This is a genomic window from Streptococcus gwangjuense, assembly GCF_003627155.1.
GTDB classification, from domain to species: Bacteria; Bacillota; Bacilli; order Lactobacillales; family Streptococcaceae; genus Streptococcus; species Streptococcus gwangjuensis.
Genome location: NZ_CP032621.1, coordinates 141,903 through 166,314, shown reverse-complemented (window position 1 = coordinate 166,314; position 24,412 = coordinate 141,903). Strand labels below are relative to the sequence as shown.

Here is a 24,412-nt window from a genome sequence, read left to right as displayed (position 1 = left end):
ACGTATCCTCCATGACTGATTATAGCAAAGAGCAAACTGCATGTCAATATATAGAAAACCCTTCAAAAAAAGCAGTTACAAAACTGCAACTGCTTTTCTATTCTTGCATGGTGTAACCAACACCACGAACTGTTTTAATGTAGCTTTTTTGACCTTTTACATCAAGCTTGCTACGTAGATAACGAATATAGACATCCACGATATTTGTTTCGGTCGCACTTTCATACTTCCAGACACTTTCCAACAACTGCTCACGAGTCAGAACTTTCTTGCTTCCCATAAGAGTAGCCAAGAGGTCATACTCACGACGAGTCAAAGCAATCATCTCCTCGCCACGATAAACGGTATGATGTTCTACATCCATACGCAGATTGCGGTAAGACGTTGGAACCTTCATCTGACTACAGTGTTGGTCGATAAAGTCCCGACCTCGGAAAATCGCTGAAATACGAGCCACCAAATTGTCAATAATAACCGGCTTATAGATGTAAGAAACGGCAAAGCGTTGGATTGTTTCAATCTGATCTTGCAATTCTTCACGATGGTCCAAGACCATGATAACTGAGGCTGGCTTAGTCCGACTGAGCTTATCTGCAAAATCCTGGGCTGTCATATCCCCCAGACGAGCATTCAATAAAATCAAGTCATAGTCTGTCTGAAGAGCCATGGAGAGGGCTTTTTGCCCCTCCTCAACCTGATCAACTCGGTATTGCTCTTTTTGGAGTTCCAAACTTAAAAAATGAGCTAGATTTCTTTCTTTCTCAAGTAATAAAATCCGTTTCCCCATGGCAGACCTACTTATTTTTCGTCATACCAAGAGTAGTGGAAGGTTCCTTCTTTGTCTTTACGTTGGTAAGTGTGAGCACCAAAGTAGTCACGTTGCGCTTGGATCAAGTTAGCTGGAAGGTCAGCTGAACGGTAGCTATCAAAGTAAGTAATAGCTGCTGAGAAAGTTGGCACTGGCACACCAGCTTGAACGGCAAGAGCTACGATATCACGCACTGCTTGTTGATACTTAGCAGTAACATCTAGGAAGTACTCATCCAAAAGAAGGTTGGCAAGGTCTGCATCACGGTTGTAAGCATCTGTAATCTTTTGCAAGAAACGAGAACGGATGATACAGCCATCACGCCAGATAGATGCGATGTCTGCAAATGGCAAATTCCAGTTGTTTTCTTTAGAAGCTACACGCAATTGCGCAAAACCTTGTGCGTATGAAATGATTTTTGAAAAGTAAAGGGCTTGACGGATTTTTTCAATCAACTCAGCCTTGTCTCCTTCAAATTTGAAGGCAGCTGGTTTTGGAAGAACCTTGCTAGCATGTACACGTTCTTCTTTGTAAGTTGAAATGTAACGTGCAAATACTGACTCAGTGATGAGTGACAATGGTACACCAAGGTCAAGAGATGATTGGCTAGTCCATTTACCAGTTCCCTTGTTACCTGCGGCATCAAGAATGTAGTCTACGATTGGTCCATCTTGACCTTCATCATCTTTACGGCTCAAGATATCAGCTGTGATTTCGATCAAGTAGCTGTCCAATTCACCCTTGTTCCACTCAGTAAAGATTTCAGCCATATCTTCTGCAGAAAGACCTAGCAGGTGTTGCATCAAGTCATAGCTTTCTGCGATCAATTGCATATCACCGTACTCGATACCGTTGTGAACCATTTTCACATAGTGACCAGCTCCATCAGGACCGATGTAAGTCACACATGGTTTGCCATCTTCTGGTGCTTTAGCTGAGATTTCTTCAAGAACATCTGCAACCAATTCGTAGGCCTCTTTTTGACCACCAGGCATGATAGAAGGACCTTCAAGGGCACCTTTTTCACCACCAGAAACCCCAGTACCGATAAAGTTGATACCTGAGTTTGCCAATTCTTCGTTACGACGGATTGTATCTTTGTAGAAAGTGTTTCCTCCGTCAATCAAGATATCACCTTTGTCAAGGTGTGGAAGAAGGGCTTGGATAGTAGCATCCGTACCAGGTCCAGCTTGAACCATAAGCATGATACGACGAGGTTTTTCGATTGAGTTTACAAAACTTTCAACGTCATAGCTTGGTACAAAGTTCTTTTCAGGATGGCAAGCAATTACATCTTCAGTTTTTTCTTTACTACGGTTGTAAATAGCAACTGTGTAACCACGAGATTCAATATTAAGGGCAAGGTTACGACCCATTACGGCCATACCAACAACACCAAAGTTAGCTTTTGTCATTTGACACTCCTCTTGTTTAATTTGTTTTATTTTATCATTTTTACTTTTGAAAAGAAAGAATTTTGTAACGACTGCTTAGTAGTCCAAGTCATCCGCATGTCCAGAACCATTTCCAACAAAGTATCCTGTCTTACAGTTAAGGGTAAAGAGATAGGTTCCATCTGGCTTGTAGAGGTTGTAATAACCATTGCCATTAACGATATTGACACGTTCAAGGATGTATTGGTTACCAGTGATATAACCACGTGAGCGTGAAGTTGCTAGGATTTTTTCCAAGACACCATCCGCGAAATCCCAGGCAGAATTATTGCTATCATCAACAGCTGATTGATTGAACGGCACACGACTCGAAGCTCTCTGGAGGTCAACTCCAGAACTTGATAAACCGCCATGGCTATCATCACGTACAGAAACTGAATTGTTTGATGAGACGCTTGAAGATGGACTTGTGTTGTCTGTAGCCCTCTCTGTTGATGAACTTGAACTTTCTTGACTTGAGCTTGAACTTGAAGGAGCTGTTTGTTGACTCTTACCTAGACTGATAGCCTTATCTAGCACTTTATCAATCTCCGTATTTCCAGTTTTAATATCTGTAAATTTAGCATCTGATTTAGCTTTAGCGTTAGTGTCCAAAACTCCATCTACAATAGCTGGCTTATCAAATTGAGTATTGACATCTTGAATGGCCTTGATTTGAGTTGCTAGACTATCATACTTAGATTTTGCAAGCGTATATTCACGACTACCTTCTAGCTTATCAAGCAAGGTTTTAAGTTGACTCAGTTTATCAAACTGGCTATTCTTCAAAGCCGTTTTGTTGCTATCTGTATAGAAGGCATCATATAAATTATTGAATTCTTCCACATCTGACTGCGTGTTTGTAGTTGATTGAGAAGTTTGGATTTCCTTGGTCGAACGAGCCACTTGACGATAAACATAATAACCAGTTCCAAGGATAAGAACCACTAAGGCTGCTAGAATACCGTAAAGCGCCCATTTCTTCTTACTTTTTCCATCTTCACTATCTGTGACTCGATAAAGTGTTGGAATATCTTCAGTCTCAGAGGCTTCAACAAGAGGAGTTTCTGAAACTCGTGTTAATTCTAAATCATCAAACTGACTCAATTCATCTTCTGAAGCTGGAGAAGTTACTCCTGTTTCCTCACGAAGCTCTTGAAGTAAATTATCCAGAGTCTGAGTCTCCTCTATCTCTTCTATCCCTTCTTTTTCAACTAAATCATCCTTGCTAAACTGACGCGTTTCAAACTTATCTGCCTCAATTTCATCTTTATGTTGTTTCACATACTTGTCCAAGATAGAATCTCCAGGCAATACACCTGCTTCCACCTCTTCATTTTTTAGCATGGCTTCTCCAACCGTTAGCTCTTTGGCATCATCAAAATCAAATTGCGCTTCTTGATGTTCTGTTATATGACGATCATGTCTTTTCTTACTCATGAGTTTTCCTTCCTACTTTACTTCCTGACGTTTAACACGCTGACCGAAATATTGATACAAATCAACTTTTAAAGTTCCATTGTACAACTTGCGCTTCTTGTCCGCCTGACTGCCGTACTTGGTCTCAAAGGCTTCATCACTAGTTAGGATAAATTTGCTCCACGTTTTCAGCGGTGCAAATACTTGCCCCATCTCAGCATAGAGTTTGGTAACTCCTGCATCATCTGACAAGCGTTCCCCATAAGGTGGGTTAGAGATAATCACTCCATTGATTTTATCGGAACGCAAATCCTGCACGCGCATCTGCTTAAAGGTAATATCTCCTGCAACCCCTGCTGCCTGAGCATTGGCCTTAGCAATTTCCACCATACGTGCATCGATATCACAGCCCATGATATCTAGCTCAAGCTCACGATCCACTTTCTTAGCCGCTTCTGTACGCGCTTCTTGAATCAAACGATCACTAATCCAGTTCCACTCCTCAAAGGCAAAGGAGCGACGAAGACCAGGAGCCATCTTTCTAGCAATCATAACTGCCTCGATACAGAAAGTTCCTGAACCACAGGTCGGATCAATCAAGGGCTTGTCTGGATACCAGTTAGAGAGTTGCAAAATAGCTGCTGCCATGTTTTCCTTGATAGGAGCCCCACCCTTTTCGGTACGATAGCCACGTTTAAAGAGACTGGAGCCTGTCGTATCAATCATGACAGTTGCTATGTCTTTCAGAATAGAAACCTCAATCTTAAACTCAGGACCATTCTCCATAAGAGGAACACCTTCTGGACGGGCATAGTGTTTTTGCAACTTTTTAACAACAGCCTTCTTTGAAATAGCCTGAACACTGGGTTCATTGTGTAGTTTAGATTTCACACATTTAGCTTTGGCAATCGGAAATCGAGCTCCAAGTGGTAAATAATTTTCCCAATCTAGAGCAAAAACTCCCTGAAACAGCTCCTCAAAAGTCTTAGCTGGGAAAGTTCCTACGATGATCTTAATACGGTCTGCCGCACGGAGCCAGAGGTTGGTTTCGATGATGGCTCTCGCGTCTCCTTGAAAACGAACACGCCCATTTTCAACCTGACAATCGTAGCCCAACTCTCGCACTTCTCGTCCCACAACAGCCTCAAGACCAGCTGCCGCAGTCGCGATTAAATTAAATTCTTTTTTCATCTTCAGTCTTATAAGACCTTTCTATATGTCCACTTTAAAAAATGAGGTTGAGAAAATTTCTCAGCCCCAACCTATATGCAATTTTCTATAAGCCATGTTTTGTTCCAGAAGTGACTAGGACCACTCCCTTCGATAATCATCTGTCTACCACTAACAGCCTACAGCTGATAGCAGTCAGAGTACTACGTTCGTTTCCGCGTACTCCATGCCCCGACCGAAATTTGGGTTGCTAGCTTGAGGGGTTTACCGCGTTCCACTCTCTCCGTTTCCAGAAAGACTCCGTCACTGTGGCACTTTCAAGCCTACTCCGACCTATCCAAGGACTTAGCCATTTCGACTGCCGTAACGATCTCTCGTCCCTAGGCTTATGGTTTCGCCTAGCACAAACACTACAGGCATCACAGCCTGTGCTAGCATGGACTTTCCTCATGAAAAGAAATTCTCCTCACGCGATTATCCAAAAATTGCACTTTTCAAATAAGCTCTTATAAATCAGAGTTATCCAAAATTTGTTTACCAAATACTTCTTTCTCAAGACGATTTAGACGTTTCAAAATATCAAAATTCGTCATAGAAGTTGTAGCTGTCATTTCAAGAGGTTCTGCTTGAACCGGTGCAGATTCAGGTTTGCGAGACAATTCTTCCTTCAACTCTGCAATTTCTTGACGGAGAGACTTGACTAGGGCAGCATAAGTTTCGTAGTCCTTGATGACATCGTCCAAAAATTCATCAACTTCAACCTTACTATATCCACGGACTTCACGTCCAAACTCTTGCTCGAAAATATCTTTCGCTGAAAAAATAATACTTGCCATCTCTCTCTCCATTCTCGGTTTCTAATAGTATTATTATATAAAAAAAGGCATACAAAAATCAAGGTCAAAGCCTTACTTTTCAGAAAAATTTTCTGCTAGCTCATTTAAGTCTTCAAACGTTAACCTTTTTATGCGATAACCTGCCTGGTTTTTCATCAAATTGTCCATAAATTTTAATTTGGTCTCATTTTCTGGGTCATGGAAAAAATAAGCTAAGTCAGTATTTTCCAGCAAAAATCGTTGGTAGTCTCGTAGTTGCCCCATGTGTTCATATTTAGGATAGGCATATTTGACAAAATCGACCTGCTTAAATTGGTTAAGTTTAAGCTGATTCGCTTCATTCCAATTTTCCCCGTGTGTTTCAAAATCAAAAATGGTCGCTAGGCTGAAATCATATTCTTCTTTCATTTCATTTGCGACATCTAGCACCCAGGATTCAAATCCCAAGTTTCCTGTAAAGACCAGCCATTTAATCCCTTCTTCTGCTAAACTTTCTAAATCACGGCGAATGGCTTTCTTTATGATTTTTAATCTGATATCTTTTTCATTAAACAAACCCAAGTCAAAATTAGAATATCCCATAATTAAAGCTGTAGTCATTTTTACACCTTTCTTTATATTTTTATGGTATAATAGAGTGATGTTATTGTACCAATAAGGAGAAATATGGTCAACTATCCTCATAAAATTTCATCGAAAAAAAGCCAAACATCCATTTCTCAACCAAAAAATTTCGCAAATCGAGGAATGACTTTTGAAAAGATGATTAACGCTACCAACGACTACTATCTAACGCATGGCATGGCAGTTATCCATAAAAAGCCAACGCCTGTTCAGATCGTTCGAGTAGACTATCCTCAACGTAGTCGGGCCAAAATTGTAGAAGCCTATTTTAGACAAGCTTCCACAACAGATTACTCTGGCGTGTATAGAGGATATTACATTGACTTTGAAGCTAAAGAAACGCGACAAAAGAATGCTATCCCAATGAAGAACTTCCATCTTCACCAGATTCAACATATGGAACAAGTTCTAGAACAGCAGGGCATTTGCTTCGTACTGCTTCATTTTTCTTCTCAACAAGAAACTTATTTGTTGCCGGCACTTGATTTAATTCGCTTTTATCATCAAGATAAGGGGCAGAAATCAATGCCACTTGGATATATTCAAGAATATGGATATTTGGTTGAGCAAGGAGCTTTCCCTCAAATTCCCTATCTCGATATTATCAAAGAACATTTACTAGGTGGTAAAACAAGATGAATAAACAAACTATTCTGCGGTTCTTAAAGTATATTGGAATTACATTCCTCACCTTATTTATCGCACTATTTCTATTAGGTGGAGGTCTTTTCCTCTACTTTGTTAGCAAGGCCCCAGCCTTATCTGAAAGTAAATTAGTTGCGACAACCTCTAGCAAGATTTATGACAATAAAAACGAACTGATTGCTGACTTGGGATCTGAACGTCGTGTAAATGCTCAATCCAATGAAATCCCTACGGATTTGGTCAAGGCTATCGTATCTATCGAAGACCACCGTTTCTTTGATCATAGAGGTGTTGATACCATTCGTATCATGGGGGCAGCATTGAGAAACCTCCAAGGGAAAGGAGGGCTACAAGGGGCTTCGACCTTGACTCAGCAATTGATTAAATTAACTTATTTCTCTACTTCAACTGCTGATCAAACTTTGTCACGTAAAGCCCAAGAAGCTTGGCTGGCCGTTCAACTAGAACAAAAAGCAACCAAGCAAGAAATCCTGACCTACTACATCAACAAAGTCTACATGTCTAACGGTAACTATGGAATGCAAACCGCAGCCGAAAATTACTATGGAAAAGACTTGAAGGATTTAAGCTTACCACAGTTAGCACTCCTAGCCGGAATGCCTCAAGCACCAAACCAATATGATCCATATTCCCACCCAGAAGCTGCTCTAGAGCGTCGGAACTTAGTACTTTCAGAAATGAAGGGACAGAAATATATCAGTGCAGAAGATTACGAAAAAGCTATTAATACGCCTATCACTGATGGACTTCAAAGCTTGAAGTCAGCCAATAGTTACCCTGCCTATATGGACAACTATCTCAAAGAAGTAATCGACCAAGTCGAACAAGAAACGGGCTACAACCTTCTTACCACAGGTATGGAAGTCTATACTAATGTCGACAAAGATATCCAACAACGACTCTGGGATGTTTATAACACCGACCAATATGTCACTTATCCTGATGATGACATGCAAGTAGCTTCGACTATTGTGGATGTATCTAATGGTAACGTTATTGCACAACTTGGTGCTCGTCATCAAGCAAGCAATGTTTCATTCGGCACCAACCAGGCTGTGGAGACCAATCGCGACTGGGGATCAACAATGAAACCCATCACTGATTATGCTCCTGCTTTGGAATTTGATATCTATGACTCAACCGCTACCATTGTACGCGATATTCCGTATAATTATCCTGGAACAAATACCCCTGTCTACAACTGGGATAGAGGATACTTCGGTAATATCACCCTGCAATATGCACTACAGCAATCTCGCAATGTTCCTGCTGTAGAAACACTCAACAAAGTTGGATTAAACCGTGCAAAAACCTTCTTAAATGGTTTAGGAATTGACTATCCAGATATGCATTATTCTAACGCCATATCAAGTAACACAACTGAGTCTAATAAACAATACGGCGCAAGTAGTGAAAAAATGGCTGTTGCTTATGCTGCATTTGCCAATGGTGGTATCTATCACAAACCGATGTACATTAATAAAGTTGTCTTTAGTGATGGTAGCGAAAAAGAATTTTCTGACCCTGGTACCAGAGCTATGAAAGAGACCACTGCTTACATGATGACAGAAATGATGAAAACAGTCTTGACCTCTGGAACTGGTTTTAATGCCTATATTTCATGGCTCCCTCAAGCCGGTAAGACAGGTACCTCTAACTATTCAGATGAAGAAATCGAAAATCATATTAAATCAAGTCAACTTGTTGCACCGGATGAAATGTTTGTCGGCTATACTCGTAAATATTCGATGGCCGTATGGACAGGTTACTCAAATCGTCTTACTCCAGTCATCGGCAATGGGTTCACAGTTGCTTCTGCAGTCTATCGTTCAATGATGACTTACCTATCAGAAGATGACCACCCAGGAGATTGGAATATGCCTGAGGGCTTATATAGGAGTGGAGAATATGTCTTTAAGAATGGAGCTCGTCCTACATGGACTGCTCCTGCTACTCAACAAAGTTCTACATCTGCTCCTGCGAGCCAGACTCCAGAGACTTCAACCTCTCAGTCAAGTGTAACGACACCAAACACAAACACAAATCCAAATGCAAATACAGCTACTCCCAATGCTGGAACCAATGAGAATACAGTAACACAACAACCAAGTACCAATCAAGGTCAGCCTAACCAAAATCCTCAACCAGCGCAACAATAAATTACTAACCACCCAAAAATTGGGTGGTTTTTCAATCTTTTCTTTGTTAAATCAATAATTAGATAATAAAAACCTGAGAAGGCCAATTGTACTTCTCAGGTTTTTTGTTCTATACACTCCACTGGTTTAGAATACTATTAAGAAAGAGTTTAATTGTCATACACAACTAATCTTTTTTGCTTTTTGCTACAAAGATAGCAGATAAGACTAGTCCAACGCTTGCCAAGAAAATAGCTGTTTCTGACTGTTTTTCACCAGTCTCTGGCAATCTCTTGTCTTCCTTGGCAACTTGAACTGGTGCTTCTGGAGTCTGAGATTTTTCTAACGAACTTAGCTTAAATTCTGGTTTTTCTACTGTCGGAGCTGGTTGGTCACCTGCGGTTGACAATGGGCCTGTGTAGGCTGGTAGCTCATGTTTCAAGGCCATAACGGAGTTAACTCCACCCTGGAACTCTGGTTTCTCTACTGTCGGAGCTGGTTGATCGCCTACGGTTGACAATGGACCTGTGTACTCTGGTAGTTCGTGTTTCAAGGCCATAACGGAGTTGACTCCACCCTTGAACTCTGGTTTCTCTACTGTTGGAGCGGCTTGGTCACCTACGGTTGACAATGGGCCTGTATAAGCTGGTAGCTCATGTACCAAAGCTTCAACTGCATTCACACCACCCTGAAACTCTGGTTTCTCTACTGTCGGTGCAGCTTGGTCACCTACGGTTGACAATGGACCTGTGTAGGCTGGAAGCTCATGTACCAAGGCTTCAACTGCATTCACACCACCTGTAAATTCAGGTACCTCAAGCACTGGTGCTGGTTCTTCACCCTTGCTCGATTGAACAGGTTCTTCCGTCAATTCTTGATAGAAGCTCGCCAATTCATAAAACTCAGCCTTGCCACCTTCCCAGACCAGTTTAACATCTAGAAGAGAACCACCATTTCGGATAGCAAAGGTTTGGAGATTAGATGTAATGGCACCAAGATCTATCCAATTTTCTTGTCCATCCTTAAGTGTTCTCGCTTGAACTCGTGCTTTCGCTCCTTCAGGAAGGCTTGAAACAAGGCGTAGATGGTTGGCATTGGTTGGTTCTGACAAGTGATAAACCATTTCACCCTTATCATTTTCCGCCTTGTAGCTAGTCAAAACTTTTCCATCTACGAGATTAGTATAGAAGTTGCCTCGGCTTTCGCCACCGTTTCCTTCTACAGTTGGATCATTGATTGATTTGACAAATTCGCCATCATTGATCACCAATTCTGTAAATCCTACAAAACGAGCATCATAGTCAGCTGTATAGAGGACACGAAGATAATTAGCTTTGACTGGTGTTGTCAATTCACCCTCGATGTAACGATTTCCTGGCATCTTAGAATCATGTGTCCAACCATCTGTCAATGAATCATCGTGTGTACTATTGGCTACACCATCTCCCACTGTCACAACATCTGTCCAAGTTTTACCGTCTTGGCTGACTTGGATTTTACCATCACGAAGATAGTTTTGAGTTCCGTCTTGGATGTAGGCTCTGATCTTCTTGATAGTGCGTTCGCTACCAAGTTTCAAGGTTACATGTCCATCTTTATGGGCATAGTCTGAAAACTCAACGAAGTTGTTGTACACACCATCAAACAATTGATCGAGGTTATTAATCTTACGAACATCATTGCTTCCGTATGTTGGATGAATACCCATAGTTGTTGATTCTAGTGTTGTTGGTTGGACTTCTTTGGTAGTTACTAGAAGAGAAGTAGATGGAACAGCCTGTTCTTGGTCTGTTTTATTAACCAGACGAACATAACGTACCAAGTGGGTTGCGACAGATCTGTCTGTCAGCTGACTAGCTGGTGTCCATTCTTGCGCATTTACAGAGTACTCTAGACTGAGGGCTGGGTTGGCCTGGCCTTGGAGCTGGATGCTCTTGACTTGATGGATTCGATCAAGTTTCATACCTAGATAGCTATTCGCAGGAAGTTTGGTTCCAGCTGGAATTTGAAGTTCGTAACTGCCCAAGCTATCCACTACTGGTGTTTCCTTCAAGGCATCCACGTTGGTGTCTGTTAAGTCGCTATTTCCAGAACGTGTCTCAACAGAGAAGTCTTGGATACGCCACCAAAGGTCACTTGCCTTGGTATTACGTACTCGGATGTAACGAGCATTGATAGCTCTAGTCACTTCCTTAGTTTGTTCTCCTGATAGGCGATCTAACTCTTGCCATGCAGATCCATCTGTAGAGTACTCAAGTACACCTGCGGTAAGTTTATCGCCAGTTCCTTGGCGAAGACGAACTTTAGTAACTGACTTGACTTCACCTAGGTCAAGTTGTGCCCAGGCATCTACTGGAGTCGTATTGCTGCCGTCAGCATTTGCCATCATAGCTTCTGTATTATCTTTACCATCAGTAATTTGACTTGCTGATGTTCTCAATTTATAAACTAGATTTGAGCTAAGGCTAATTGTAGCAGTTTGTTGTTTACGAGCGTTCTCTACTGGACGATTTACTGCAATCTCGCGAACTGCAAACCAGGTGTCATCACGATCTTCTGTCGCAACCATACGAACTGCCTTAGCCTTAATATGGAGATTCTCAAATTTAAGAAGAGATTCATTTCCGACATAGCTTGGCTCTTTCAAGGTTACCCAGTTATCATTTTCATCCAAATACTGCACTTCAGCCTTGCTAAAGGTATCATGTGGATTTGCCTGAGTTCCCATAGCAAAGGTCAAGGTTTGGATATCTACCGGTTTGTTAAATTTCATACCGATATAATCACCTGTCTTGATACTATTTGGTGATTTAATCAAGGCATGAGTTGCCAAGTCACCGTCCGTTACTTCTGCCAAACCACCTTCTACACCTGTTCGATTGGTAATAAAGGTGCTGATAATTTGATCTGGATACAAGACTTTTTGAACTTCAGACGCTAGAACTTCTTTCAAAGATAGGATAAATGGACGGATATGTTGAACACCCAATTCAGCCTTTTCAAGATGGTCTACATAATGGAAGGTATGAGTTTGAGACTGTTCGTACAATTTCAAACCTTTATAGTAGCTATCCCAAAGTTTGGCTGCATCATTTGTAGCCATAGCCTCTGTTCCTGTTAGGAAGGCATCAAGGGCATTCATTTGGTCGATTGCATTATCCAACCAATAGTGGATCTGTGCAACCATCTTTTGATCACCTGATGCTTTATAAAGTTCAGCCGCTTCTTTAATCTTGGCAAATTCTGCACGCAAAGTTGCACGTTCTGCAGTTACATCCTGACCTGCTTTGAGCTTAGTCATGAAGTCTGTTAATTTTGGAGCCAATTCAACTGATTCTTCAAGTTTAACGACACGACCATCCATGTTTTGGTTGATCATATGCTTACCGAGTTCGCGGAAGGCTGCTGACACCTTGCTATCTTCAAAATGACCATTTTCAACAAAGTTGAAGGCAATGTCATTGAGTTTCTTAGCTTCTTCTTCTGATTTCCACTGTTTCCATGTATACTGAGCTCCAGCAAAGAGGGCAATCTTAGATGGTTCAGACTGTTGCATTGGGTTCAACATGATACCGGATAGCAAGCTTGGATCTACATTCGGATGAAGGAATTTCTCACCACCACCTAGAATCAAGTGTTGTTTAGAATTATCTGTAACCGGCCAGTTCACCCAAAGTGATACTGGACGATAAGTCTTACCACCTGCAGTTAGATTGTTCTTGAGAGTTGAGAGGAAGCTTTCAGAAACTTCACCCCAAATCTTACCACCCGTCAAGGTCATAGAGGTTGAACTTGGGAGATTTTCATTTAAAGATTTCAACTCTGCTTCACGCCCATTACCCCAATACTGACCTGGAACAAAGATCATTTCTTTGCGAAGACCGCTATAAGTTCCTTGCATTTCTGTCAACCAGTTGGTCATATCCTGCATCAAGCGGTTGTAGCTATTGTAGCCTCCAACTGGGCTTGGTGCATCATCGGCTAGAATACCAAATTCACGGACACCCACTTTCATCAACTGAGTAAATTTAGCCTTGATGGTTGCCAAGTCTTCTTGGTAATGCGCTTCATTACCAAATCGGATACGGTTGTTCATGAATGGATGAATGGTCCAAACATAGCGAGTTTTACTTTGATTTCCGACGCGAGCAAGTTCACGAATTTCAGCTAGTTTTTCTTCTGGGTAAAGTTCACGCCATTTCTTGTTGTGATATGGATCATCTTTTGGTGCGAAGAAGTATTGGGTCAATTTCAAATCGCCACCAAAACGCATGAGTTCAGCACGATCTGCATTAGACCATGGATTTCCATAGTAACCTTCGATGAAACCACGATTCTTGATTTCAGCGTAATCTTCCACTGTCACATTGCGAAGAACTGGAACTTGACTTTCCTTGAGCATATGTTTCAAGGTTGTCAAACCATAGAAGACCGCATCTGTGTCTTTTCCGACGATGGAAATTGAGTTGTCCTTGATGGTCAGAGCATAGGCATCAATCTTATCAAAGAGACCTGCTGAAACGTTAGATAAGTTTTGTTCTGCTTGTGTTCCTCGTCCATGTACTCCAAGATAGATATTAGTTGCGCCAGCAATTGCTGATTTACTAGTAGTGTAGGATACTTGATTGTCCTGCAAAACACTCTTCAAGCGATTACGAGTATAGATATCGAGTTGATCTCCCATTACCAGATTGACTTGCTTACGAAGAGCTGTTACTCCTTCTCCATAAGTCACTTTTTGTGGAGTTGGGAAAACCTTGTACTCTTTCTTGAGATAGTCTGCGCTCTTGCTGGCAGCCACAATGCTGTCTTCTCTAGCTGGTTTGCTTGCTGTGAATTGATCCGCTAGTTCAACTGTTCCATCACCTGTTTGCTCGACTTTTGGAGTTTCAGGTGTAGATGGTTGTTCTGGTTCTGGTGTTTCTTGTTCCTCTTTGATAGGCTTCAATAGATGAACTTCAGCTGCACTTGCAAAGCCCCCAACTCCTGATAGAACTTTCAACTCAATCTTGTTGGTATGAACCGCCGTAAAGTTGACTGTTTTTTCTTGAGCGTTGTTGTCCCAGTTTCCTTCTGAAACCTTGACCATTTTACCATCTTTTTGTGCGTAGATTTCGTAGCGAGTCACGACTCCATTTCCACCACCTGGACGTGGGAGATAAGTCAAACCATTGACTTTTTCTGCTTCTTTCAAGGTCATAGAAAGAGTGTACGGAGCAGTATCACCAGTCCATTTAGTATGCCAGAAGGTATTTGGATCATTGTCAAAGGCTTTTTCAACAACTCCTTCAGTCGCTGTTCCTGGTGTTTCTTGACTAGTTGCAGAAACTGTGAAATGATCTGTTGGAATCAAACGAGGATTTACAAATGGTTTATCTGACAGCTCTGCACTATGTAAAATTCCTTTGAACCCACCGATGCTTTCAAGCGGTAGAACCAAGCTATTGTGAGCAAAGCGAGGGTGAGCTGGATTTGCGATACGTTCAATCTTCTCACCATCCACATAGAATTCCGTTGATTGTGGTTTGGTCACGATAGAGATTTGATAACGTTTGTTCTTTTCAAGTTTTTTCTTGAACTGGATATGGAACTGTTCAAATTGATAAGCAAGATAGCCGTCTTTATCAGCTAGATAGATACGGTTGTCTCCACTTGTTGAGAAGGTTTGTTCACCGTCTCCAGTGACAGTTACATCAAACTTCAAGACATGACTTGGACCAACATCACCTGCCAGGCCTTCAATACTGCTATCTTTCTCAAAAGCCAATCCTTGCTCGCTTGTCTTCACCTTCTTGCTTGCATAGTTCTTCACTGTTTCAGGATTGATGGTAAACAAATCACTTTGATCAATCTCTTTTTCAGGATTTGACTGTGGCGCATAAGGGCTCGTTGGTAGGGTACGTTCTGCAAAGGTCGCAGCCGCACGGTCAGATCCCCAAGTGCGCTCTGCAGTTGTTTGCATGCTCTTAAAGAAGCGTTTAAAGATATCATAAGATGTCAAACCTGTCTCATGAAGATCAATATTGTCATTCCAAACTGCGTGGCCACCACCAATTACATTTGGATTTGATGCTTCTAGAAGTGGACCATGACCTGTTCGGAAATCATTTGGTGTCCACCTATTGTATTGTGTTTCATAGTTAGCATAGTCCCCATAAGCTGTTTGACGATTATCACCATTTGGTACACTATAAGTTGGAATATCTGTTATGTTGATAATCTTAGCTCCCTGAGCAATAGCTTCTTTTGGTTGCTGCCAACCGATACTCCAAATATCAACTTCTACATCTTTCCAATCAACCGCTGTTTTACCTCGTTTCGCACTGAGCGATCCCCAAATACGAGGTGTATAGCCTTTCCCTTTAATGTATTTAATAAGATCATTGACATAACGACGATAGCTTTCTCTACTTCCGTAGTATTCATCCGTTCCGATATGAACAGTAGATACCCCATGAAGTGGTGCATCTGGACCATCAAGAAGTTTGTCATAAACTGATTTGACAAAAGCCAGAGTTTCATCGTATTTATTATCTAGATCGAGCATGGCTACGCGCTCTACGTTATGTTTACCTCTGTAATCGCTCAGGCTACCTTGATACATGAGGTCTGGACGGACTTTAACAAATGACAGAGCATGACCTGGCGTGTCAATTTCTGGAACTAGATTGATATGCAAGGCCTTAGCAAGTTTAATCAGATTTTGCATCTCTTCTTTAGTATAGTGCTCGTCTGATGTTAATTTTTGACCATTCTTACCGACAATATCTGTCTCTACACGGAAACCTGTCTTAGCATGTTCTAGAACATACTTAAGCTCTTCTTCTTGTGTTAGATTCTTACCTGCCAAGTGTTCCTTTAGGAAGATATAGTTATCGTTGAGATGCAACTGCAAGTCGTTCATCTTGTAGTAAGCCATATTGAGCATGATGTCTACAAGGGTGTCATAAGGAATAAATTTACGACCTGTATCTAGCATAAAGCCACGGTGACTGAAACTTGGGAAATCACGAATTTCTCCATTTTGGAAATTGCTTTCCCCCATTTGAAGAAGAGTACGAGTGGCGTAGAAGGCTCCTGTGTTTGTTGCAGCTTCGATGGTAATGACACCATCTTGGATAGTGATTCCATAACCTTCCTTACCATAACCCTTATTTTCAACTTTTTTAAATTCAATTCGTTTTTGAGCCTGCTTGTCACCTGTCGCAAGTTCCAATCCACGACTTGCAAGGTCTGACTGGTAGAAGGTTGCTGCTTGTTCAAAGCCGGAATCCCCCGTCGCAAGAACTGTATCTGAAGTGATAGAAGATTGACCTTCTTTTCCATACCATTGTTGAACAGCTGGTGCTACTTTTGGTTTGATACCCACACCTTCGTCCTGATGTAGCCCCTTGATGACTACTTCAAATTCTTTAGTAAAGGTATGTGAATCTTTAATTTGCTCTACCATAACCTTAACGCGTTGATCAGTCAGAGGCTTATAAATGTGATTTTGAAGGTCAATCACACCTTGTTTGTTGCTACCGATAAGACTGACTTTTCCTGGTAAAGTTGGAAGTACTAAAGATTGTCCATCCTTAGCGACTGTCAATTCCGTAACTTGGCGAATATCTGTCACTTTAGTTGGATCAGGGATATTCGAATAAGCTCGAATTTCTTGAATACCAACGTTTCTCCAGCCCATTGTGCCCGCTTGATAGTCATTGATTTCTAACTTGAGATATTTAGCTTGAATACTATTGGCTAAGTCAACTTTCTCATCTAAAACAGGTTCTCCAGTCTTGGTATGAGCTAGCTTCCATTGTTTTTCTCCACTAGCATTTACATCATCTTGACCTGCATAGTAGAGGCTCCAAGATTTGATATTTGGATCATTTTGTCCCTTACGGACACGGCGATCCCAATCAATTTCCACATGTCTAATAAGTGTAGTCTTGGGAAGAGTTAATTCGAAAGTTGGTTTGTCAATATTTTGATTTGTTGCCCAGCGAGTATCAGGATTACCGTCCACTGCCTTGTCAGCAGTATAAGGAGTACCAGTTTCTGAGTCGTTTACTTGAACAGTAACACCTTCTAAGTGGTTACGATCTTCTCTATCTTCAATTTGCTTTTCAACTGGTTTGATTGTAGGTGTAGCTGGTTCTACAGGTTTAGAATCTGCTTTTGGTGTTTCAACCGGCTTCAGAGTCTCAGCTGGTTTGGGAGCTGTTGGAATTGTTGCTGGGCTTGTTTCTTCACTTGCTGCAGGACTTGTTCCTGCAGTATTTTCATGATTTTCTTCATGACCTGCATCTGCCGTTGCCTCTGATTCAGCTTTCTTTAAAGCAGCTGCTAAATCGTCCGGCAACTTGTCTAGTGGTTGAGCTTGTGTAATTGTTCCTTCTTTCTCAGGTGTTCCAACTGTCTCTGCAGCTTGCACTACATTTGCACCAAAGATACTAGCACCGATCATTACAGAGGCTGCACCAATTGCAAATTTTCGAATACTATAGTGACAGCGTCTTTCAAAAAAATGTCTATCCATCTTTCTCCTATTCCTTTCTCCCACTTATTACAGTAAGCGGTCTCATTTTCCATTTAAAAATGGAGAGAACCTAGAGGTTCTCTCCAACTAAGTTATTTCTGTCTGAATTCTAGTTCCTGTAAACTCTAAAATCCAGTCTTCTTTAATTTTCTTTTCGTTTTGTCGCAAGGACAGCAGCAGATAAGGCGAGACTGATGCTAGCTAGGAAGATAGCTGTATCAGATTGGCTTTCTCCCGTTTCTGGCAATCTCTTCTTATCTTCTGTTGAAACTGAAGTTTTAGATTCTGAAAGTTTACCTTGGCCCAATTGACTAATCTGATACTCAGGTTTTTCAATAGTTGGTGCTACTTGATCGCCTGCTGTAGTCAATAGTCCTGTATAGGCTGGCTTTTCGTTTACCAAAGCTTCTACTGCATTAGCTCCGCCTTTATATTCTGGTAATTCATGAACTAAGGCTTCTACTGCATTCGCCCCACCTTTATATTCTGGCAATTCATGAACTAAGGCCTCTACTGCATTGGCTCCACCTTTGTATTCTGGAACTTCATTGACAGCTGCTTCTGCCGCATTGACGCCACCTTTGTATTCTGGAACTTCATTGACAGCTGCTTCTGCCGCATTCACGCCGCCTTTGTATTCTGGAACTTCATTAACAGCCGCTTCTTCACCTGCTTTTCCAACTGGGCCTTTATACTCAGGTACCTCAAGAATTGGCGCTGCTTCTTCACCCGCTGTTCCAAGCGGGCCTTTATACTCAGGCACTTCAAGAATCGGTGCCACCTCTTCACCTTTGCTACTTGTAGGAGAATCTGGTTTCACAGTCTGATCTTGTAGTTGGTTAAGATATTCTGCAAAGTAGGCAACCATTCTTTCAGTCAAGAGATGGTTATCCGTAGCATATTTCATGCTAGCTACTACACTTGCTACTTCCTCTTGATTCTCTTTGCTGGTTAATTTTTGAGCTTTTGATAAAGCTGTTTCATAACCTGACAAATCAAGAGTTGTTTCTGCAACCTGTGGACGACTAAAGATCAACTCAGCAGCGGCTTGATATCTATCACCACCGTCTCCATAAGTCTTAGTACCTGTCAAAACAATTTTCTTAGCCTTGATTGTCTTACCAAAGTCAATGTCTTTTGGTTTATTGTTATCTGGCCAATCAGTTGCAGTGAAAGCATGTTCTTTACCAGACTCATCTGTCACAACTAGTTTCACATCTCGCAAATTACCATTTGATCCTGATCCTCGTGGCACATAACGGAAGCCTGTGATTTCTGTCGCTTCTTTCAAGACCATAGTTGCAGGTTTGCCAACATCTCCACCACTCCAAGATGTATGCCATAGACTTGACAAGTTACCATCAAAGGCATTTGCTAAATCTTCTCCCGCTTGAGCTGGAGCATTCAGACTTTCAAAGTCTTCTGCCACCAAGGCTGTTTTCTTTTGTACCAAGGCATTCTTAAGAGCATCAATCTTAGCAATTTCAGCACGCGCTTCTTCCACGCTAATGTCATCATCTGCTTGACTGAGGTTAAAGACAGCTTCCTTCAAGGCATCCATAGATTCCTTGGTATAGTTGGTCATAGCAACTGTTGGCAAGTAGTTCTTCAGAGCATTTTCTGTTAACATCTTACCAGTTAGAGTGACTTCCTCGATTTGAAGTTTATCCATGATAAAGTCATTGTAACCACGGAAGTTAGCATTTCCACCAGAATCTCCACGAGTATTGCTTGCGTTACCAGTTGAGTAGATACCCACCCAAGTATCGCCTGTTTCTGTACCTGTTACGAGGAAGGTTACCTTCTTGGCTTTCTTAGAATCTGTCCAAGTATTTGGTAGTTCATGCATTTCCAAATTACTTGCTTGATTACCGCGACGTCCTGATTGGAATTCTCCCTTACCAACTACAAAGGCGTAGGTATTGTCAGATCCTGCTTCGTATTCAAAGGTTACACGATAAGTCTTACCAGCTTCAAAACGGAAGTTTTGAGGAATTGTTTGGTAAACCAAGTTACGACGGCTAACTAGCCCATTTGTCTTCAATGACCAATTTCCTTCGATAACATCATCGACTTTCTTACCATTCCAATCACGTTGGGTATATGGATCATGTTTTTCAGATAAGTGAGTACGATTATCCTCAACCCCTTCGATACCACCAATTACAAATGGGAAAATCCCTTGAGCAACATTTTCAAAGTCTTGTTTAAATGTTCCTTTACCTGTATCATGATTATCTCCGTACATACTTGAATTGTTTTCGAAGGTACGAATTTCATCAAAGTAAGTTGCCTCATCACCAGCTTCACGACTCAAAGTAAGAGTGACATTTGATACATCTGAACCTGTTGTAAAGAAGGCATACATGTTTTGGAAGTAACTTGTATCATCAACTGTAGCATTGTCACGACGAGTATTATGGGCATAGGCCTTAACATAATTAAGAGCTAGTGACTTATTGGTATAGCTAGTCACTTCTTTTTCACCAGTATTTACTGTGATACTTGCCTTAGCATTACTACGGTTATCAACGCCAACATAAACAGCATACTTAGTATTTGGTTTCAAGCCAGTCAGTTTCTGAGTAAGGCTCACTGTGCTCTTATTGCCTTGGATACGAAGCATTTCATTTGCGCCTTGTGATTTGACAATTTCTGCCTTAGAAGCATCGCCAGAAATAGTCCAGTGTTTCAAAGTTCCACTGTTAAATCCTTGGTCATAGATGTGCATACCTTCGCTCCATGACATTTCAGGATTGGTTTGTTTTGAACGGTAGAGAACGTATGGTTGATTTGCAGTAAGATCAAGGGTAATCTTACCATCTTTCACAGCTACTTCCTGTTCTTCAGTCTTACCTTGGTCAGTTAGTTTATAAAGGTAAACCTTACTATTCGCCCAGTCGCTAGGAAGCGTCCAAGTTGTTGCACCAACTTGCGTATTGAAGTAGTACATTTTTTCCTTATCAGTAGGAAGTTTCTTACCATTCGCATCCCAGTTCCAAGGAGTCAAGTAAGCTGAACCATCTTGGATGACACGTCCGTTGAGAGTTACTGTACGTTCACGGTATTGTGGGCTATTGACATCATTTGACTTACGAGTCACAACTACCTTATTGTTGTCAGCATCTACCAATTCCACTCGCATTTCTGGAGTCCATTTATAGGTGCTACCGTTATCAGACATAGTGACTGGTGTACCGTTTTCCCACTTGCTTACAGTAAAGTGTTGGAAATACTTGGTCATGACATCATGAGCAAACAAGTTAGTTACATAGCCATTGTAGTCGCTACGACCTTGCCAACCTTCAAAGTCTTTCATGCTGTAACCACCTAGAAGTGGATAGTTGGCTGCACCACCGTAACTTCTGTAATCCCCAACCCAAGAATCTTTTTGGTGGTTACGGATAAAGCGCGTGATGGCACTGTTGATGCCTTTATTAGTATAGCCACCATAGGTCAAGTCAGCTGCCCAGTGTTGGAAGGTAGAGTCGTATTCACCACCATGGCCCCACTCGATTGCAAAGCGCCAGCCTTGTTTATTAATTTCTTTAGCAAGAACGTGGGTAGCCCAAGCACCATTATCACCTGATTGACCATTGCCCCAAACATCCACATAGATAAAGTCAAGACCTTCACCAAGTTTTTTCTTCAATTCTTCCCAGCGAGCTAAGCGACCATGCGCCAAGTCATAAGCAGCATCAATGTTAATACCTTGGTCTAGCCAGTTCCAACCATAGCTGTAGCTTCCATCTGGATTCTTACGAAGAATATTTTCGTTAAAGTATTTAGACTCAGGATAAGTTTCAGAAGCGTTGACGTGGATACCTAGATGAGCTCCATATTTCTTCGCTTTCTCAATCAAAGCCTTGAAATCTTCGACACCACCAATACGTTTACCAATATCAGCATAGTTCAAGTGGCCTGAGTCATGACCTTCACTACCATAACCTTTAAGGAGAACACCTTGTCCAAGACCATCTGTATGGAGATTGATCTTCTTGATACCATCCAAGGTCATAAGGAATGGGTTTTGTGCCTGAGAACCAAAGTTCATCGCAATACGATAAGCTGTGATATCCTTGACTTTTTCCCAACCTTGAGGGTTGTTCATGATACTACGATAAGCAATGGCACCATCTTGCCAGTCCACTTTTTTATCCGCATTAGCATCTTCAGTAATCACAACCTTTGCACTTGGAAGTTCTTTAGTGTACTCTGGGAAGACAATACCCTTATAAGCTTTTTCCCATTGCCACTCAGAACTATGAATTCCGACATAGTTGGCATTTCCAACGGTTTCTTTATAAGCCGTCAAACGGGTCCAGTCATTAGAGCCACCACCGTAACTGTTTTGAGAATTACTCCAAACACCTGCAGCAAGCTTATCTGTAGAAACAAATCCATACATGTAACCCTTAGCCAAATCCTTCATTGGATTGGTTACTTCAATATGATCATCCCCGCTGACATGCGTATTGTTTGACATAGTTGCCCCATCAAACTTAGCACCAGCTTGCTCACTAGAAACAGATACTAAAGCATTCCCGAGGAAACTAATAGTAGAGAGTAATTTTCTTTCATCGTCAATCTTTTGACCTGGAGTGACTTGATTGTGGTTGACAATCTTAGTTACATCAAAATGCAATTGATTATCCACAACTTGCAGACGAACTGTCATATCCGCATTAATAAGATTAGCCTCATCACGGAGTTTCATTTCATATTCTGCAGTTGTTTCATTTATTTTCTTATAAGTAACCTCAGGGGTAATTCTGTGGTTATTGATAAAGACTTGATTGAACTGTCGAACCTGTCCTGGTAAAGTATGGCCATTTAGTGTATATTCCTTGACACGTGGAAAGGCTTGGTCAATCACTGCTTTTAGGACTTTAGACTGGATGGTATCATAAGTCACTTTACTATCATCTACCACCGCACCAGTTTCTTTTTCAGCAGTAGCTTCAGTAGCTTGAACTCCGTCTTGGTTGTCAGTCTTAATATTTACAACTGTCTTTTCAGTACCATATGTACCAGCTTTAAGTAAGATTTTCTTTTCATTTTTAAGATTTTCATTAACAGCAGCTGGCAAAGTAACCGTATCAAAAAGTTTTACATCATTATTTGTTGCATTCAGCTGACCATCTGATTTTAAGCTAATAGTCAGATGATTCACTGAGCCATTTACTGGAGCTGCAACACGACCACCCTGATACCATGTGCTATTACCTGGTGTCTTGTATTCCCAGAACCAACCTGATTTATCATATCCAACAAAGACATTATTGTTTGTATCTTTAAATTTCAAGAAAACACCAAAACGTGATTTGCCTGTTTCAGATTCTTCTTTGAAAGTGAGATCTACATTCGCATTCCCATTCGCATCCACAGTCAGTCCTTGTTTTTCAAATAAGGCTGGTTTGCTGGCATTGTCATTTTGATCTGTTGAAGACAACTTATTGTATCGAACACCATTTTCCTCACGAATGGCTACAGTCCCTTGTTGTTCTTTTCTTGCTACAGTTTGCCATTCTGGAGTGACTTCCTTTGGTGTCTCTGGCTTAGCTGTCTCTGGTTTTTCTTCTTTCGGCTTATCTGCTTTTGGCTTTTCTTCAACTGGTTTTTCAGTTTCCTCTAAATTCGCAGGTTTTGAACTAGAGATTCCCTTAATATGATCTTGGATCCATTTTAATTGTGCTGGAGAGAAAAGGATTCCTCCACTACGAACGCCAACCACACCATTTTGATGAACCCCAATCAATTTACCATCCGTGTCAAAGATACCGCCACCGCTAGCACCTGGTTGTCCACCTTGATAACCAACTCCTTGGACTCCTTCACCATAAGATTCAGCAAAATCCACAGCAGTGTTAATAACTGGTGCCAACTTACCAGCAGGATAGCCAAACATATTGACTTTATCCCCAACTTTCTTAACAACTGGCTTTTCAGTAACTTCTACAGGAGCATTTTCAAGAACTGTACGCAATCTTACAAGAGCCAAATCATTCTTATAACCCTTTAGATAGCCATCTCGATCCCAGTGAATCACATCTTTTTTACTAAATTTTACATCTTCTAAACCAGGGTAAGAGATGCTAAAAATATCTCCATCCCCTTTATCATTATCCACAACTTTACGGATATTTCCATCTTGTTGATCCTTGATAAAGTTGTGAGAAACAGTCAAAACAAGATCCTTACCAATGACAATACCACTACCTTCTCCTGATGGAGTCTTAATCTTAACAGTAGCGCCATAGTTCAATTCTCCATTTTTTGTTTTGGCAACATCTTCAGGAACTAGACTACCAGTATCTTGTGCTAATTGGTCTTTATTTACCTCTTTACCATTATCAGTAGCTTTTTCAAGTTTTCCTTCCAATTCTTTCGGCAACTTGTCGGTAGTTTCTTTGTTTTCCTTTTCAAGAGCTAGTAACTCTTCTTCAGTTTTTGGTCCAGCTGTTGTTTCAGCAGAACCTGGATTTGCTGCTGCAGCTTCCTTATCGAACTCTCGTCCATTATCGCTCGCTTTTTTATCCAAATCAGCCAGCTCACTTGGCAAATTATCTGTTGAGCCAACTGTTGGTGTGTTAGCCATTACTGGAGCAGTAGCAAAAAAACTAGCTCCAATCATAACTGAAGCAGCACCTAGTGCAAATTTACGAATACTGTATGTACAGCGTTTTTCAAAAAATCGTTTGTCCATTAACCCCTAATTCCTTCCATTCACGTTCGTAAGCGTTTACATTTTTTGTTCGAAAAATACTCCTTTCTATCTGAAAAGTGCAATGCTT

General features: G+C 41.2%; 10 protein-coding genes and 1 other RNA gene. 2 read left to right on the top strand and 9 right to left on the bottom strand.

All coding sequences use genetic code 11. The features are described 5' to 3' along the window. Positions 1 to 97: 97 nt before the first annotated feature. The 7 genes from D7D53_RS00715 to D7D53_RS00685 all read right to left on the bottom strand — a co-directional run bounded on the left by D7D53_RS00715 (position 98) and on the right by D7D53_RS00685 (position 6,266). A complete protein-coding gene (locus D7D53_RS00715; RefSeq protein ID WP_033686437.1) occupies positions 98 to 787 on the bottom strand; it encodes a response regulator transcription factor in 690 nt (229 codons plus the stop codon). 11 nt (positions 788 to 798) lie between these two features. After that, positions 799 to 2,223 (bottom strand): NADP-dependent phosphogluconate dehydrogenase, encoded by a 1,425-nt coding sequence (gene gndA / locus D7D53_RS00710; RefSeq protein WP_000158778.1) that lies wholly within the window; start codon positions 2,221 to 2,223, stop codon positions 799 to 801. Positions 2,224 to 2,298: 75 nt separating this feature from the next. Further along, positions 2,299 to 3,681 carry a cell division site-positioning protein MapZ gene (gene mapZ, locus D7D53_RS00705; RefSeq protein ID WP_120769810.1) on the bottom strand — a complete coding sequence of 461 codons (1,383 nt, stop codon included), beginning with the start codon at positions 3,679 to 3,681 and terminating at the stop codon, positions 2,299 to 2,301. 12 nt (positions 3,682 to 3,693) lie between these two features. Continuing rightward, the gene (locus D7D53_RS00700; RefSeq protein WP_120769809.1) at positions 3,694 to 4,851 is read right to left on the bottom strand and encodes a THUMP domain-containing class I SAM-dependent RNA methyltransferase; all 1,158 of its coding nucleotides are present in this window, start codon (positions 4,849 to 4,851) and stop codon (positions 3,694 to 3,696) included. An 83-nt stretch (positions 4,852 to 4,934) separates the two neighbouring features. Further along, positions 4,935 to 5,316: RNase P RNA component class B (gene rnpB, locus D7D53_RS00695), an RNA gene on the bottom strand. A gap of 20 nt (positions 5,317 to 5,336) precedes the next feature. Next, the gene (gene gpsB / locus D7D53_RS00690; protein WP_000146534.1) at positions 5,337 to 5,666 is read right to left on the bottom strand and encodes a cell division regulator GpsB; all 330 of its coding nucleotides are present in this window, start codon (positions 5,664 to 5,666) and stop codon (positions 5,337 to 5,339) included. A gap of 72 nt (positions 5,667 to 5,738) precedes the next feature. After that, positions 5,739 to 6,266, bottom strand: coding sequence for an SLOG family protein (locus D7D53_RS00685; RefSeq protein ID WP_084927850.1), 528 nt, complete (start codon positions 6,264 to 6,266; stop codon positions 5,739 to 5,741). Positions 6,267 to 6,332: 66 nt separating this feature from the next. On the opposite strand from D7D53_RS00685, the gene recU reads away from it, so the two are divergent. Both recU and pbp1a read left to right on the top strand, forming a co-directional pair. Further along, positions 6,333 to 6,929, top strand: a complete 597-nt coding sequence (gene recU, locus D7D53_RS00680; RefSeq protein WP_084927851.1) for a Holliday junction resolvase RecU — start codon at positions 6,333 to 6,335, stop codon at positions 6,927 to 6,929. Beyond that, entirely contained in the window at positions 6,926 to 9,115 is a 2,190-nt protein-coding gene (gene pbp1a / locus D7D53_RS00675) for a penicillin-binding protein PBP1A (protein ID WP_120769808.1), read from the top strand. Before recU ends, pbp1a begins: the two co-directional genes overlap by 4 nt. 166 nt (positions 9,116 to 9,281) lie before the next feature. On the opposite strand, the gene D7D53_RS00670 is transcribed toward pbp1a, so the two are convergent. Further along, positions 9,282 to 17,618, bottom strand: a complete 8,337-nt coding sequence (locus D7D53_RS00670) for an SIALI-17 repeat-containing surface protein (protein WP_120769807.1) — start codon at positions 17,616 to 17,618, stop codon at positions 9,282 to 9,284. 142 nt (positions 17,619 to 17,760) lie between these two features. Then, positions 17,761 to 24,324, bottom strand: a complete 6,564-nt coding sequence (locus D7D53_RS00665; RefSeq protein ID WP_120769806.1) for a SpGH101 family endo-alpha-N-acetylgalactosaminidase — start codon at positions 24,322 to 24,324, stop codon at positions 17,761 to 17,763. Between the last annotated feature and the right edge of the window lie 88 nt (positions 24,325 to 24,412).